This is a genomic window from Amycolatopsis sulphurea (assembly GCF_002564045.1).
GTDB lineage: Bacteria > Actinomycetota > Actinomycetes > Mycobacteriales > Pseudonocardiaceae > Amycolatopsis > Amycolatopsis sulphurea.
The window spans coordinates 1,113,260-1,126,813 of record NZ_PDJK01000001.1; the positions used below are offsets into that span (position 1 = coordinate 1,113,260).

Genomic DNA, 13,554 nt, shown 5'->3' on the forward strand with positions numbered 1-13,554 from the left:
TGGTCGCGCATCTCGAACACAACCGCATCGCCCGCTGCCGGGCGCAGTCGACGACGATGGCAGGCGCCATCGATGATGACACGGCAGCCACGGCTCATTCTGCTGATCACGGGTCCTCGACCAACTTTGCCGGGACCCTGTCGTGCACCCCGCCTCCGGCCGCGGCGCCGAGGCGGTCGCCGCGGGGCTGCGGCCCGCCGTCGACCGGCTCCTCGATCTCACCGTCGTCGGCTCCGCCGGCCGCGCCGAACTGCTGCGCCTGCTGCCCGGCCTCCGCACCGGCGCCCACCTCGGCCACCCCGCCGTGCACACCCTGCGCACCCGTACCCTCCGCCTGGACGCACCCGGCTGGCCGGTCTTCGCCGACGGCGAGGACCAGGGCCACACCCCGATCGAGGCGACCTGTATCCCGGCTGCGCTCACCGTCGGCACCCCGCTCGCGGCAGCGCCCGGATAAGCCGGGTGCGCACCCGGCGGGTGGTGTGGAACCCTGACGAGGTGGCCACTAGCCCTTCACCATCACCGGCCGAGGCCTACGCGGTCTCGCGGCGCCGCGGCAAATACCCCCAGCTGACCCGGTTCGCCGGCGAGGTCTCCTTCACCTTCGACGACTTCCAGGTCCGCGGCTGCGAAGCCCTCGAAGACGGCCACGGCGTGCTCGTATGCGCACCCACCGGCGCAGGCAAGACGGTGGTCGGCGAATTTGCCGTGCACCTCGCGCTCGCCGAGGGCCGCAAATGCTTCTACACCACCCCGATCAAGGCACTGTCCAACCAGAAGTACGCCGACCTCGCCGCCCGCCACGGCGCGGACGCGGTCGGCCTGCTCACCGGCGACACCTCCATCAACGGCGACGCCCAGATCGTCGTCATGACCACCGAGGTACTGCGGAACATGCTCTACGCGGGCAGCTCCGCCATCCCCGAACTCGGCTACGTGGTGATGGACGAGGTGCACTACCTCGCCGACCGGTTCCGCGGCGCCGTCTGGGAGGAGGTCATCCTGCACCTGCCCGAACACGTGCGCGTGGTCGGCCTTTCGGCCACGGTCAGCAACGCCGAGGAGTTCGGCGAATGGCTGGTCGAGGTCCGCGGTGACACCACCGTCGTGGTCGACGAGCACCGCCCGGTCCCGCTGTGGCAGCACATGCTCGTCGGGAACCACCTGCTCGACCTGTTCGCCGGCCAGAACGAAGCCGACCCGGGCGAGCAGCTGCGGATCAACCCGACCCTGCTGCGCCGCACCGAGGACCTCGGCCGCTATGCCCCGGCCTTCCGCGGACCACGCGGCGGCAAACGCGGCACCCCGCAGCGCGGCCCCCGGTTCCGCCCGCCGTCCCGTGTCGACGTGGTCGAACGGCTCGACAACGCCGGGCTGCTGCCCGCGATCGTGTTCATCTTCTCCCGCGCCGGCTGCGACGCCGCGGTGGCTCAGTGCGTGCGCTCCGGCCTGCGGCTCAACGGCCCCGAACAGATCGAGCAGGTCCGCCGCATCGTCGACGAGCGCACCGCCGACCTGCCCGAAGGCGACCTCGGCGTGCTCGGCTACTGGGAATGGCGCGAAGCCCTCGAACGCGGCATCGCCGGGCACCACGCCGGGCTGCTGCCCGCGTTCAAGGAGACCGTCGAAGAGCTGTTCGTGCAGGGGCTGGTGAAGGTCGTCTTCGCCACCGAAACCCTCGCGCTCGGCATCAACATGCCCGCCCGCACCGTCGTACTGGAACGGCTGGTCAAGTACAACGGCGAAGCCCACGTCGACCTCACCCCCGGCGAATACACCCAGCTCACCGGCCGTGCCGGGCGCCGCGGGATCGACGTCGAAGGCCACGCCGTGGTCGCCTGGCAACCCGGCGTCGACCCGAAAGCCGTCGCCGGGCTCGCCTCCACCCGCACCTACCCGCTGCGTTCCTCGTTCCGGCCCGGCTACAACATGGCCGTGAACCTGGTCGCCCAGGTCGGCGCGGACGCCGCCCGTGACCTGCTGGAACAGTCCTTCGCCCAGTTCCAGGCCGACCGTTCGGTGGTCGGCACCGCCCGCCGTATCGACCGCAACAAGGAAGCCCTCAAGGGCTACGCCGACGCGGTCACCGGCGACTTCGACCAGATGCTCGACTACGTCGAGCTGCGGGCGAAGATCTCCGCCCGCGAGAAGACCCTGGCCCGGCAGAACACCGCCGCCCGGCGCGCGGACACCGCCGAATCGCTGGAAAAGCTCCGCAAGGGCGACGTCATCGCGGTCCCCGCCGGCCGTCGCGCCGGGCTGGCCGTGGTCGTCGATCCCGGCCTCGACCCGATCCGCGAACCCCGCCCCGTGGTGGTCACCGAGGACCGCTGGTCCGGGCCGCTGTCGGTGGCCGACTTCCCCGCCCCGGTCGAACCACTCGGCCGGATCCGGCTGCCCAAGCACCTCGAACTGCGCTCCCCGAAGACCCGCCGCGACATCGCGTCCTCGCTGCGCAACGCCGGAATCGCAGTGCCCGGCCGCGCCCGCCGCCGCACCGGCACCGGCGACGACTCGGAGCTGGCCGCACTGCAGCGCGCCCTGCGTGCCCACCCGTGCCACGGCCTCGCCGAACGCGAGGCCAACCTCCGCTGGGTCGAGCGTTACCAGCGGCTGACCGGCGAAACCGAACAACTCGAACGCAAGGTCGCCGCGACCACCCACTCCCTGGCCCGCGCCTTCGACCGGATCCTGCGGCTGCTCGGCGAACGCGGCTACCTCGGCCCCGGCACCGGCGAGGACCGGGTCACCGAACCCGGCCGCCGCCTCGCCCGGCTCTACAGCGAATCCGACCTGCTGGCCGCCGAATGCATCCGCCACGGCGTCTGGGCCGGGCTCGGCCCCGCCGAACTCGCCGCGGTCGTGTCCACTCTCGTGTTCGAAGCCCGCCGCGACACCGCGGGCGAACCCCGGCTGCCCGGCGGCGCGGTCCCCGCCGCCTGGCAGGAGACCGGCAAGCTGTGGGTCGACCTGACCGAGGACGAACGACGCCACCGACTCGACCGCACCCGCGAACCCGACGCCGGTTTCGCCTGGCCGGTCTACCGGTGGGCCCGCGGCGAATCACTGGAGAAGGTCCTCACCGCCGCGGAGACCAACGGCCAGGAACTGTCCGCGGGCGACTTCGTCCGCTGGTGCCGCCAGGTGATCGACCTGCTCGACCAGATCCGCGACGTGCTCGGCAAGGCCGACCCGGTCGGTGGCACCGCCGCCGAAGCGGTCCGCGCCCTGCGCCGCGGCGTCGTCGCGGCCGGTGGCGCATGAGAGCAGGGCACCGTACCGGGACCGGCCGGACATCCCGCGCGTGGGCGCGTGTGCTCGGCCCCTACCTGTGGTTGGATCGCGCACGGACGAAGGCGAACAAAGGCGGAGGCGAACGATGAGCACGCCGTATGGCGGCAACGACCCGCGGCAGCAGCCCCCTTACGGGCAGCAGCCACAGTACGGCCAGCAGCCGGGTGGCGCCTACCCGCCGAGCGGCCCGCAGCAGCAACCGTACGATCCCCAGCAGTACGGGCAGCAACAGCCGCAGTACGGCGGCTACCCGCAGCAGCAACCCCAGGCGCCGCAGACCCCGCAGTGGGGCCAGCAGCCACCGCCGCAGGCCCCGTACGGCCAGCCCTATGACCAGGGCCAGCAGGCGGGTTACGACCCCAACCAGCAGCAGGGCTACAACCAGCCCGGCGGCGCCCAGCAGCCACCGCAGCCCGGTCCTTACGACTACGGGCAGCCCGGTGGGGAACCGGAATCCGGGGGCGGGTCGAAGAAAGGCCTGTTCGTCGGGATCGGCGTACTCGTCGTGGTGGTTGTGGTGGTGGCGATCCTCGGGTTCGTCGCACCCGGCTTCTTCAAGTCCGAGGTCTTCAACAACAGCCAGATGCAGACCGACGTCGCGAAGCTGCTCACCGACACCTACAAGATCCAGGGTGTCAGCGGGGTCACCTGCCCGGCCGACCAGAAGGTCTCCGACGGCGAGAAGTTCGAGTGCACCGCGACGATCAACGGCACCCCGCAGCAGGTGCCGATCGTGGTCAAGGGCACCGACGGCAACTACGAGGTGTCGCCGCCCAAATCCGGGCAGTGAACCTTGTCCGCGGCCGGTAAAACCGGTGGCCGCGGACGCGGGTCTCCGGCGATCATCGGGGCATGAGCGAGTACCGCATCCGGCCGCTGGAGACTGGCGAGCACCGCGAGGCCTGGGACCTGTTCCGGGCCTCGCTGCACGTCTCGCCCGGCAGCGACGAGGAATGGGACCGAGCCGCGCTGTCGCACCAGCAGCGGCGCAGCGTCGGCGCGTTCGGTCCCGGTCTCATCGGCACGGCGCGTTCCTTCGACGCCGAGCTGCTGGTGCCCGGCGGAGCGAAAGTCCCGCTCGCCGCGGTCACCGGCATCGGCGTCCGCGCCGGCTGGACCCGCCGAGGCGTGCTCACCTCCATGATCGAGGCGCAGCTGGCCGACTTCACCGAACGCGGGATCGTCGCCGCGACCCTGCGGGCCACCGAAGGCGCCATCTACGGCCGCTACGGCTACGGCATTGCCACCCACGCCCAGAACGTGCTGGTCGACCGGCACCGAGCCAGGCTGCGCCCGGAAGTCCCGCCCGGCGGCCAGGTACACGTACTGGATCTCGGCGACGCCGTGCCGCAGTGGCCCGAGCTGTACGCCGCGACCGGCTTCACCCGCCCCGGCGCGATGACCCGGCCACCGGTGTTCTGGGGCGGTCACGAAAGCCAGGTCCGCCGGCTCTCGCCGTTCCCCCGCACCGCCGTACACCACAGTCCCGCAGGCGTTGACGGCTACCTCGTCTACTACGTCGACCGTGAATCCACGCCCGTGAAACTGCACGTCCCCGGGTTCCACTACACCAGCCCCGAAGCGTTCGCCGGGTTGTGGCGCTTCCTGCTCTCGGTGGACCTCGTCGACGAGATCGCGTTGATGTACCGGCCGCTCGGCGAGCCGACGTCGTTGCTGTTCACCAACCCGCACACCGCGAAGATCGAAACCACGCACGACGAAACCTGGCTCCGGCTGGTCGACGTGCCCGCCGCACTAGCCGCCCGCACCTACGGTGTAGCCGAACCGGTCGTGCTCGAAGTCCACGACCGGATGCTGCCCGCCAACGACGGCCGCTACCGCATCGGACCCGGCGGTGTGGAACGGACCGGCGTCACCGCGGACCTCGAACTCGATGTGGACACCCTCGCCATGCTCTACCTCGGCGAGTGGCGTCCGGCCCCGCTCGCCCTCGCCGGCCGGATCACCGGTGCGGACGAGAAAACCCTCGCCCGCACCGAAACCCTGTTCGGAACCGAGCGGAATCCCTGGTGCGGCACGGACTTCTGACCGCGCTCACGCCCCCGGCAACGCGGCCAGCAGCCGCTCCACCGACCGGCCCAGATTCCAGCGCTCGGCCAGCTGCGCGATCCGGTCCGGATCGGCGGGCGCGGCGGGCACCGCATCCGGACCGGACTGGGTCACCGGCGCGTCCACCGCGACCCGCACCACGGTGGGTGCGACCGCCAGGTAGTCCGCGGCATCGGCGAGCCGCAACCGGGTCTTCAGCGGCACCCGGGAATCCCCGGACGACGCGGCGGCCACCAGTTCGGCCAGCGAACCGAACTGCGTGATCAGCTTCGCCGCGGTCTTCTCGCCGATCCCGGCGACGCCGGGCAATCCGTCCGACGGATCCCCGCGCAACGCCGCCATATCCGCGTACGCCGGACCGGCATGGTCGACGGGCACGCCGTAACGCTCCGCGATCTCGGCTGGGCCGAGTTCCTCCGCCTTCGCCCAGCCCTTGCCGACGTACACCACCGAAGCCGGCGTCGGCTCCGTCCGCACCAGCTGGAACAGATCACGATCCCCGGTGATCACCTCCACCGCGTCCACCTGCTCGCGGGTGGCCAGCACGCCGATCACGTCGTCCGCCTCGTACCCGGCCGCCTCCGCGGTGGCGAACCCGAACGCGGCCAGCACGTCGAGGATGATCGGCACCTGCGGGGTGAGCGTGTCGGGCACCTCCTCCACATCGGTCCCGCCGTCGCCGATTTCGGCGACCCGGTGCGCCTTGTAACTCGGCAGCAGATCGGTGCGGAACTTCGGCCGCCAGTCCGCGTCCAGACAGGCCACCAGCCGCGACGGGCGGCGATCGGTGAGGATCCGGGCGAGCGTGTCGGTGAACCCGCGCACCGCGTTGACCGGCGTCCCGTCTGGAGCGGTCATCGAATCCGGCAGCGCGTAGAACGAACGGAAGTACAGGCTCGCGGAATCGAGCAGGGCGAGTGGTCCGGTCACCCGCACACCCTCCCACGCCCCGCCCGATCGCTCACCCGCCACGCCGAAACCCGAAGCCGTGAAGGGGCCCTTCACGGACTCAGAGTCTGTGAAGGGCCCCTTCACAGACTCCACTCGGCGGCCGCGACGCACCCGCCTGGCGAGTATTCCGGCCCGGGTGCCGCGGACTAGGCTCGGCGGCATGTCGAGCCGATCCCTCCATACGCCTGCCCCCGACGCCGCCGCGCTTCGTGCCCGGCTGGACCGCGCCGCGCGAGCGGCGTCCGCCGCGGACACCGACGCCCTGCTCGTCGCACCCGGCTCCGACCTGCGCTACCTGCTCGGCCAGGCAGGTGGCTCGTTCGAGCGGCTGACCACCCTCGTGGTGCCCGCCGACGGCCCGCCCGCGCTGGTCGTGCCGAAGCTGGAGGCCCCCGGCTACCACGACGTGCCTACCGCCGAACTCGGCGTCGAGATCCTGACCTGGGTGGACGGGGAGGACCCGTACCGGCTGGTCGCCGACCGGCTCGGCAAACCGGGCCGGGTCGCGGTCAGCGACTTCACCGCGGCGCTGCATGTCCTCGCGCTGCGCGCCGCCCTCGGCGACGCCGAGCAGACGCTGGCCGGCCCGATCCTGCGGGAGCTGCGGATGCGCAAGGACACCACCGAGATCGATGCCCTGCGCGCGGCCGGCGCGGCGATCGACCGCGTGCACGCGGGGATGGGGGAGTGGCTGCGCGCCGGCCGCACCGAGGCCGAGGTGGGCGCCGACATCGCCGCGGCGATCGTGGCCGAGGGGCACACCCGCGCGGACTTCGTGATCGTCGGCTCCGGCCCGAACGGCGCGAGCCCGCACCATGACGTGTCCGATCGCGTCATCGAACGCGGCGACGTGGTGGTGATCGACATCGGCGGCCCGATCGCCGAGGGCTACAACTCCGACTCCACCCGCACCTACGCGATCGGCGAACCCCGGGACGCCGACGTCGCCGGGACTTACGCGGTGCTGCAGCGCGCGCAGCAGGCCGCGGTCGGCGCGGTCCGGCCGGGCGCCACCGCGGAATCGATCGACGCCGCCGCCCGAGAGGTGATCGAGGCCGCCGGATTCGGCGAGTACTTCATCCACCGCACCGGCCACGGCATCGGCCTCGACGTGCACGAGGAGCCCTACATCGTCGCGGGCAACAGCCTGCCGCTCGAGGCGGGCATGGCCTTCAGCATCGAGCCCGGTATCTACCAGCCCGGCCGCTGGGGCGCGCGGATCGAGGACATCGTGGTGGTCACCGGAACCGGGGCAGAGGCGGTGAACACGCGGCCGCACGAGCTCGTCGTGCTGGACGCATGAGCAGCCCGTTGGAGCCCCTGGACCAGGCGATCGTGCAGGAGCTCGCGGCCGACGGCCGGCGCAGCTTCACCGACCTCGCCGAACGCGTCGGGCTGTCGGTCTCGGCGGTGCACCAGCGGGTGCGGCGCCTCGAACAGCGCGGCGTCATCCTCGGCTACACCGCGAAGCTGGACGGCGAACAGATCGGCCTGCCGCTCACCGCGCTGATCTCGCTGACCCCGAACGACCCCGCCGCACCCGACGACTACCCGCAACGGATCCAGCACATCACCGAGATCGAGTCCTGCTACTCGGTGGCCGGGGACGAGTCCTACATCCTGCTGGTCCGGGTCGCCTCCCCGCTCGGGCTGGAGGACCTGCTGCGGCGGATCCGCGAGGCGGCGAAGGTGTCCACCCGCACCACGGTGGTGCTCTCGACACCGTTCGAAGGCCGTTCACCGACCCTGTGAACCGTGTGGTGTGTGCCCCGCCGACCTGGAGCGGCGGGGCACACACCGCCTACGAGTCCCAGATCGCGCCGTACGAGGCGACTCCGCGTTGTTCCATCCCGGTGACGACCTGCCAGGTCAGCCGTTTGTTCGACACACAGATCACCGCTTCCGCGCCGGACTCCGCGCAATGCTGCTCGGTGAGCGCCAGGACGTCGGGCTTGCCCTGCTCGCCGGTGTTCCAGACGACGAAGTCCGGGGCCAGCTGCCGCACCTCCGCGAGCAGCTCCTCGCCGTAGGTGGCGACCGGGTCCCGGGTGATCCACAGCAGCCGGAACGGCAGGTCACGACGGGTCATCACGCTCATCAACGGGCCGATCCCGCTGCCGGTGGCCACGAACAGCACCCGCGGGAACAACGCCGCCGCCCCGCCCATCCCGGCGATCGGGCCGCTCTTGAGCCACACGTGCGACGGCGGATCGTCGATGAACCGGCCGGTCCAGTCACCGGCCCGGGAGATCAGCACCCGCCCGTAACCACCCTCGCCGGTGCCGATCGCGGCGAACGAATGCCACTCCCGCAGCGGCGCGAGGCTCAACGTCACAGCCGAGCCGGGCGGGAACGTCGGCGGATGCGGGAACCGCACCGAAGCCGCGTGCCGCGAATGCCGGGTCACCTCCACCGGGACCCGCCGTAGCCGCAGCCACGGCCAGGCCGCGCTCAGCACGACGAGCCCCACGACCCACGGCTGCCAGGTCGCGCCGTCCGATGTACGCACCGTGTCGGCCACCACCAGGACCAGCAGGGCCCAGCCGCCCCAGCGGTGCGCGCGTTCGAACAGGTCGTGCCACCGCTCCCGCACCGGCCGGACGGCCAGCGCCGTCAGCACGACCAGCCCGGCCGCGATGACGATCGGCAGGACCATCGGCTCGCCGCTCCGCACCAGGAACCCTACGGATACGAGGTACCAGGCGACACCTGCCGTGGCGGTACCAACGTGCAATCCGCCGTAGTGCGACACCTTCCCGGCCGCCCACCGCAAGGCGTACGGCCAGCTCCGGGGCATGCGTGTGGCCAGCCGGAAGGCGATGTTCACCACGTGCCGCTGCCGGAGGAAGATCGCCGCCGCGAGGTTGGCGAGCGCGAGATCGGCCGCGCCCGGCTGAGTCAGATCCGGCCATACGGCGACGGCGATGACCGCGTTCAGCACCAGCACGGCCGCGCTGAGCCGCACGTAGGGACTCACCACGGGGTGCTTGAGCAGCGCCCGTACGCCTCGTTGCGGGGACGACCGTCCTGGCACGGACGCCACGTTTGCACTGGTCTCGGTCAACTGGATCCATCCCGCTACGCGCAGTGGTCGTGTCTGCATCAGGATGAGATAGTGACGCACTAAAGCGAAGATCAGTGAGGCATAAACGGGCATAGAATACGCCCAGTTTGACACTTTCCGTACACGCCGTCCATGCGCGTACACCCGACAGAAGGGGAGTTCGACCTGGCGAGTCAGCCCGGCCCGGCGAGGTGCGGCGAGTGGTACGATAAAAGGTATGGCAACACGTAAAGTGACTCTTTCGCTGGACAGTGCGGCGCTCGAGTTCGCCGAGCGGGCCGCGAAGGCACACGGCATCTCGGTCTCGTCCTGGCTGTCGAAAGCAGCCCGCCGCGAGGCGGTGCGCACCGGGTACACCCCGCAGCGGGCGCCGGCCCGGGCGGCCGCGGAAGCGGACGAGGCGGAACGGGCCGCGGCGGAGAAGGACCTGCGTGCGCAGGGGTGAGGTCTGGACCTATCATCCGCCGACCGATCCGGCCCGCAAACGCACCGTGGTCGTGCTCTCCTCGGACGGGGTGAACGAATCCGAGCGGCCCTGGCTGCTCGGTGCCGAACTGCTCGACCGCGATCCGCTGGACATCCTCGGCGTCGCCATCGACGCCCGCTACTGGGTGTCCACGCTCAACCTGACCCGGCTGTACCGGCCGTGGTTCGACGAGCGGATCGCGGAGATCGGCCCGGACGTGCAGGAGCAGATCGACGTCGCCCTGCGTGCCGCGCTCGACCTCTGACGCGGCGGCGGGAGCCGGTGCCGCTCAGCCGCCGGGCTTCGCGTTCAAGGCGTTGCCGGGCCCGTCGACGCAGGCCGCGGTGGCGTCGCGGGTGGCGAGGAACTCCGAGAGACAGCCGGCGATCGCGGCGTGCCCGGCGGCGTTGGGGTGGAAGGATTCCTGCAGTGCGTGCGTGGCCCGGTCGAGGTGGGTCAGATCGTCGAGATGCAGGGTGAGCCGGGTGAACCACTCCGTGGCCTGATCGGCGCCGCCGCTGCACGCCTCGTGCTGCTTTCCGGCCTGCGCCAGGTCCAGGAACCGGGCCCCGGTCTGCGTGGCCGCCTGCCGCAGCCCGGCCGACAGGGTGCTGATCCCGGGCCCGGCGATCCAGTCGAGATCGTCGGTGCGGAACGGGCAGCCGTTGAGGCTCTGCAGATCGGCCGGGATGCCGGGCCCCACCGGGGTGGCGTAGGACTGCAGCACCAGCTGATAGTCCGCGGGCACGTAACCGGCCCGCGCGAGCACCTTCTTCACGTCGCCGACCGCGGCGGTCACCTTCGGCACCATGGCGTCCACTTTGGACTTCCAGGTTTCCCGCAGGGCCACGTTGCAGCCGGCCTCCCCGGCGCTGAACCAGGCCTGAAAACAGGTGGTGACCTGCGCGGAGAACTTCGGATCGTCGTTCGCGCCGACCCCGATCACGACCACGCTCACCCGGTGGTTCTTGACCACCTCCGCCAGCTGCGCGGCCTGCGAACGCTCACCCCACTGGTCGGCGCCGCCGAGGGCGACCTGGGCCGAGGGCGCTCCGGAACAGGCGAGGTTGACCCGCGCGGTGACTCCCGGGATGCGGACCTTCTGCACGAACGCGTTGGGGGAGCGGTGGCACCAGTCGCCGTTGCGGCCGTCGGTGTCCGGGGTGTAGTCCCCGGCGCCTTCCCCGGAGACGGTGCTGTCGCCGAGCGCGACCACGGTCAGCGGCCCGGTGCCGGGCGGCCCCTGCCGGGGCTGTGGCCGCCCCCGCATGCTCTCCGCCCCGAAGAGCACGAACGAGCCGATCAGCAAGGCCACACAGGCGAGGACCAGCGCCCCCCACCACCACCGGAATCTTCGCATCGCCACCCGAGTCTAGCCAGCCCGCGAGCTGCCCGGTCCCCCTCGTCCGGCTCCGGGACTGCGCAGTCCACTGTGGAGGGCACCAACCGGGACCGGAGCCGCACCGTCGGGTCCCGGCCAGGGATGGTGGACCGGGGACCCGGCGGTCGGCGTGCCGTCGGCCGAGCTGCGCGACCGACGGCGCGTGTTCCGGATTCTGCTCAGCGCTGCCGCGCCGGGCGCACGATCATCTCGTTCGCGTCGACGCCCTCGGGCTGGCTCAGCGCGCGGGCGATGGCGTCCGCGATGGCCATCGGCTCGATCGCGTCCTTGCGGTAGATCCGCATCGCCTCCTGGGCATCCGGGTCGGAGATGATGTCCGCCGGCTCGGAGGTGACCACACCGGGCGAGATGGTGGTGACCCGGATCGACGGGTCGGACTCTGGCGCAGGCCCTCGGTGATCGCCCAGGCCGCGTACTTGCTGCCGCAGTACACCGCGGCGGTCGGGACGACCCCGTGCGCGGCGATGGAGGCGACGGTGACGAAGTGCCCGCCCTTCTGCCGGGTGAAGCGGCGTTGATCCCGTACAGCAGGCACAAAAGGGGTGGGCTGCACCCACCCTTCGCCGCGCTCCCGGACGTGGTGGCCGGACCTGTCGCGGCCGTACCCGGGCCAGCAGTGGTTTAAACCTCTCTGCTGTGGTTCTGCCCGCCCGCACCTGCGGTCCGTCCCGGTGAGGCACGGTGCTTTGACCAGCTCGCCGCGCTGTCCGAGCCTGGTACGCGAGCCTCCGGCCCCTCCCACGAAAGGCGAATCATGCGATTGAGCCGAGCCCGGTTGCGCCGGGCAGCCCTCGTGCTGGCCGCCGCGGCGGTCCTCCCGCTCGCCGCGGTGCCCGCGCACGCCGCCGACGACTGGACCACGGTCTTCTCCGACGATTTCGACGGTGCCGCCGGTACCGGCCTGAACCCCCAGAACTGGCTCTACGACAAGGGAACCGGCTATCCCGGCGGGGCGGCGAACTGGGGCACCGGCGAGGTGGAGACCTCGACCGATTCGACCGCCAACGTCTACCACGACGGATCCGGGCACCTGGTGATCAAGCCGATCCGGGACGCGGGCGGCGCGTGGACCTCCGGGCGGATCGAAAGCGCCCGGACCGACTTCGGTGCTCCGGCGGGCGGCCGGATGGAGATGAGCGCGACGCTGCAGCTGCCCGATCCCGAGCGCGGGCTCGGCTACTGGCCCGCGTTCTGGGCGATGGGCGCCGACGCCCGCCCGGTCGGGGCGACGAACTGGCCCAGCATCGGCGAACTGGACATCATGGAGAACGTGAACGCGCTGGACAAGCACTCCAGCACGTTCCACTGCGGCCAGTGGCAGGGCGAATGCCACGCCCCCGACGGCATCACCAGCGACCTGCAGGACTGCGCGGGCTGCAAGACCGGCTACCACACCTACTCGGTGGTGGTCGATCGCCGCAATCCCACCGCCGAGGAGCTGCAGTTCTCCCTCGACGGGCGGCAGACCTTCGCGGTCAAGCAGAACCAGGTCTCGGCCGACACCTGGAAGGCCGCCGTGGACCACGGCTTCTTCGCGGTCTTCGACGTCGCGATCGGCGGTTCCTACCCGAACAAGGTGTGCGGCTGCACCTCACCGGCCGCGGACACCACCTCGGGCGCCGGGATGAGCATCGACTCGTTCGCGGTCAAGGTCAGCAAGAGCTGAGGACGGGGGTTGGGGGTCGGCGAGGTCGCGGTTCGTCGCCGACCCCCAACCTGTCCGGGCAGCTGCACGCTGTGACCTCCGATTCGGTGATCTTGCTACCGAGGTACGCGCTACGCCGTCGTGCTTGGTTTCGCCGGGGAAGAGAGTCAACCGGACGCCGCAGGCGACGGCGACGCAGATCAGCGTGGGCACCCGGCGGATGGCATGACCGCGCCAAGGACGACCGGTACCCCTCGCTGTGCATGTTTTCCTTGTCCGGCAAGGGAAAATCCTGCTGACGCGGCGGTCCGGGTCCGGCTATGGGGATGGGGACCGCCGCGCAGAACGCGCGCGTGCTGCGGGAATTCGGCTTCACGCGGCTCCCCGCGTGACAGCATCGCCCGGTTCCAAACACAGAGTGGCCGCCTTCCCCACGCGGAGAAGGCGGCCCACCACCATCCGGCTCTCACCCGGTCACGGGTCAGGGCCCCGGCAAAGTTGGTCGAGGGCCCGTGATCAGCAGAGAGAGCCGTGGCTGCCCGACCGGTTTCGGGTCCGTGAAGGGCCCCTTCACGGACTCAGAATCCGTGAAGGGCCCCTTCACAGCCCTCCGCACCTGCGCAGGGTCCTCCGCAGCTGCGCAGGGCCCTCCACACCGAGTT

Annotated in this window: 12 protein-coding genes and 1 pseudogene; 9 read left to right on the forward strand and 4 right to left on the reverse strand. The window is 71.3% G+C overall.

Annotation, left to right across the window (positions count from 1 at the left end; genetic code table 11):
• Positions 1–142 precede the first annotated feature (142 nt).
• The 4 genes from ATK36_RS05035 (at position 143) to ATK36_RS05050 (ending at position 5,343) form a co-directional block, all read left to right on the forward strand.
• On the forward strand, positions 143–457 hold the full coding sequence (locus ATK36_RS05035) for a hypothetical protein (RefSeq protein ID WP_098510030.1): 315 nt from the start codon (positions 143–145) through the stop codon (positions 455–457).
• Positions 458–498: 41 nt separating this feature from the next.
• Complete coding sequence (locus tag ATK36_RS05040) at positions 499–3,264, forward strand: DEAD/DEAH box helicase (protein WP_098510349.1); 2,766 nt, start codon at positions 499–501, stop codon at positions 3,262–3,264.
• 115 nt (positions 3,265–3,379) lie between these two features.
• A complete protein-coding gene (locus ATK36_RS05045) occupies positions 3,380–4,084 on the forward strand; it encodes a DUF4333 domain-containing protein (protein ID WP_098510031.1) in 705 nt (234 codons plus the stop codon).
• Between the two features lie 62 nt (positions 4,085–4,146).
• Entirely contained in the window at positions 4,147–5,343 is a 1,197-nt protein-coding gene (locus ATK36_RS05050; protein WP_098510032.1) for a GNAT family N-acetyltransferase, read from the forward strand.
• Positions 5,344–5,349: 6 nt separating this feature from the next.
• Here ATK36_RS05050 and ATK36_RS05055 read toward each other — a convergent pair whose 3' ends face one another.
• Entirely contained in the window at positions 5,350–6,294 is a 945-nt protein-coding gene (locus ATK36_RS05055) for a 5'-3' exonuclease (RefSeq protein ID WP_098510350.1), read from the reverse strand.
• 181 nt (positions 6,295–6,475) lie between these two features.
• On the opposite strand from ATK36_RS05055, the gene ATK36_RS05060 reads away from it, so the two are divergent.
• Positions 6,476–7,618 (forward strand): M24 family metallopeptidase, encoded by a 1,143-nt coding sequence (locus tag ATK36_RS05060; RefSeq protein WP_098510033.1) that lies wholly within the window; start codon positions 6,476–6,478, stop codon positions 7,616–7,618.
• The gene (locus ATK36_RS05065; protein WP_098510034.1) at positions 7,615–8,067 is read left to right on the forward strand and encodes an Lrp/AsnC family transcriptional regulator; all 453 of its coding nucleotides are present in this window, start codon (positions 7,615–7,617) and stop codon (positions 8,065–8,067) included. The genes ATK36_RS05060 and ATK36_RS05065 overlap by 4 nt, the downstream gene beginning before the upstream one ends.
• Before the next feature lie 49 nt (positions 8,068–8,116).
• Here the strand turns inward: ATK36_RS05065 and ATK36_RS05070 are convergent, their stop codons facing one another.
• Entirely contained in the window at positions 8,117–9,349 is a 1,233-nt protein-coding gene (locus tag ATK36_RS05070; protein WP_141544372.1) for a ferredoxin reductase domain-containing protein, read from the reverse strand.
• 247 nt (positions 9,350–9,596) lie between these two features.
• On the opposite strand from ATK36_RS05070, the gene ATK36_RS05075 reads away from it, so the two are divergent.
• Together ATK36_RS05075 and ATK36_RS05080 are read left to right on the forward strand one after the other, a co-directional pair.
• Positions 9,597–9,824: a hypothetical protein gene (locus ATK36_RS05075; protein WP_098510036.1), complete on the forward strand. Its 228-nt coding sequence runs from the start codon at positions 9,597–9,599 to the stop codon at positions 9,822–9,824.
• Complete coding sequence (locus tag ATK36_RS05080; RefSeq protein WP_098510037.1) at positions 9,811–10,110, forward strand: hypothetical protein; 300 nt, start codon at positions 9,811–9,813, stop codon at positions 10,108–10,110. The genes ATK36_RS05075 and ATK36_RS05080 overlap by 14 nt, the downstream gene beginning before the upstream one ends.
• A 24-nt stretch (positions 10,111–10,134) precedes the next feature.
• Here the strand turns inward: ATK36_RS05080 and ATK36_RS05085 are convergent, their stop codons facing one another.
• Both ATK36_RS05085 and ATK36_RS05090 read right to left on the reverse strand, forming a co-directional pair.
• Complete coding sequence (locus tag ATK36_RS05085; RefSeq protein WP_098510351.1) at positions 10,135–11,205, reverse strand: GDSL-type esterase/lipase family protein; 1,071 nt, start codon at positions 11,203–11,205, stop codon at positions 10,135–10,137.
• Between the two features lie 200 nt (positions 11,206–11,405).
• Positions 11,406–11,755, reverse strand: a pseudogene (locus ATK36_RS05090) (SDR family oxidoreductase); the annotation flags it as partial.
• Positions 11,756–12,001: 246 nt separating this feature from the next.
• Here ATK36_RS05090 and ATK36_RS05095 point away from each other — a divergent pair.
• Positions 12,002–12,913 carry a glycoside hydrolase family 16 protein gene (locus tag ATK36_RS05095; protein ID WP_098510038.1) on the forward strand — a complete coding sequence of 304 codons (912 nt, stop codon included), beginning with the start codon at positions 12,002–12,004 and terminating at the stop codon, positions 12,911–12,913.
• Positions 12,914–13,554: the final 641 nt, after the last annotated feature.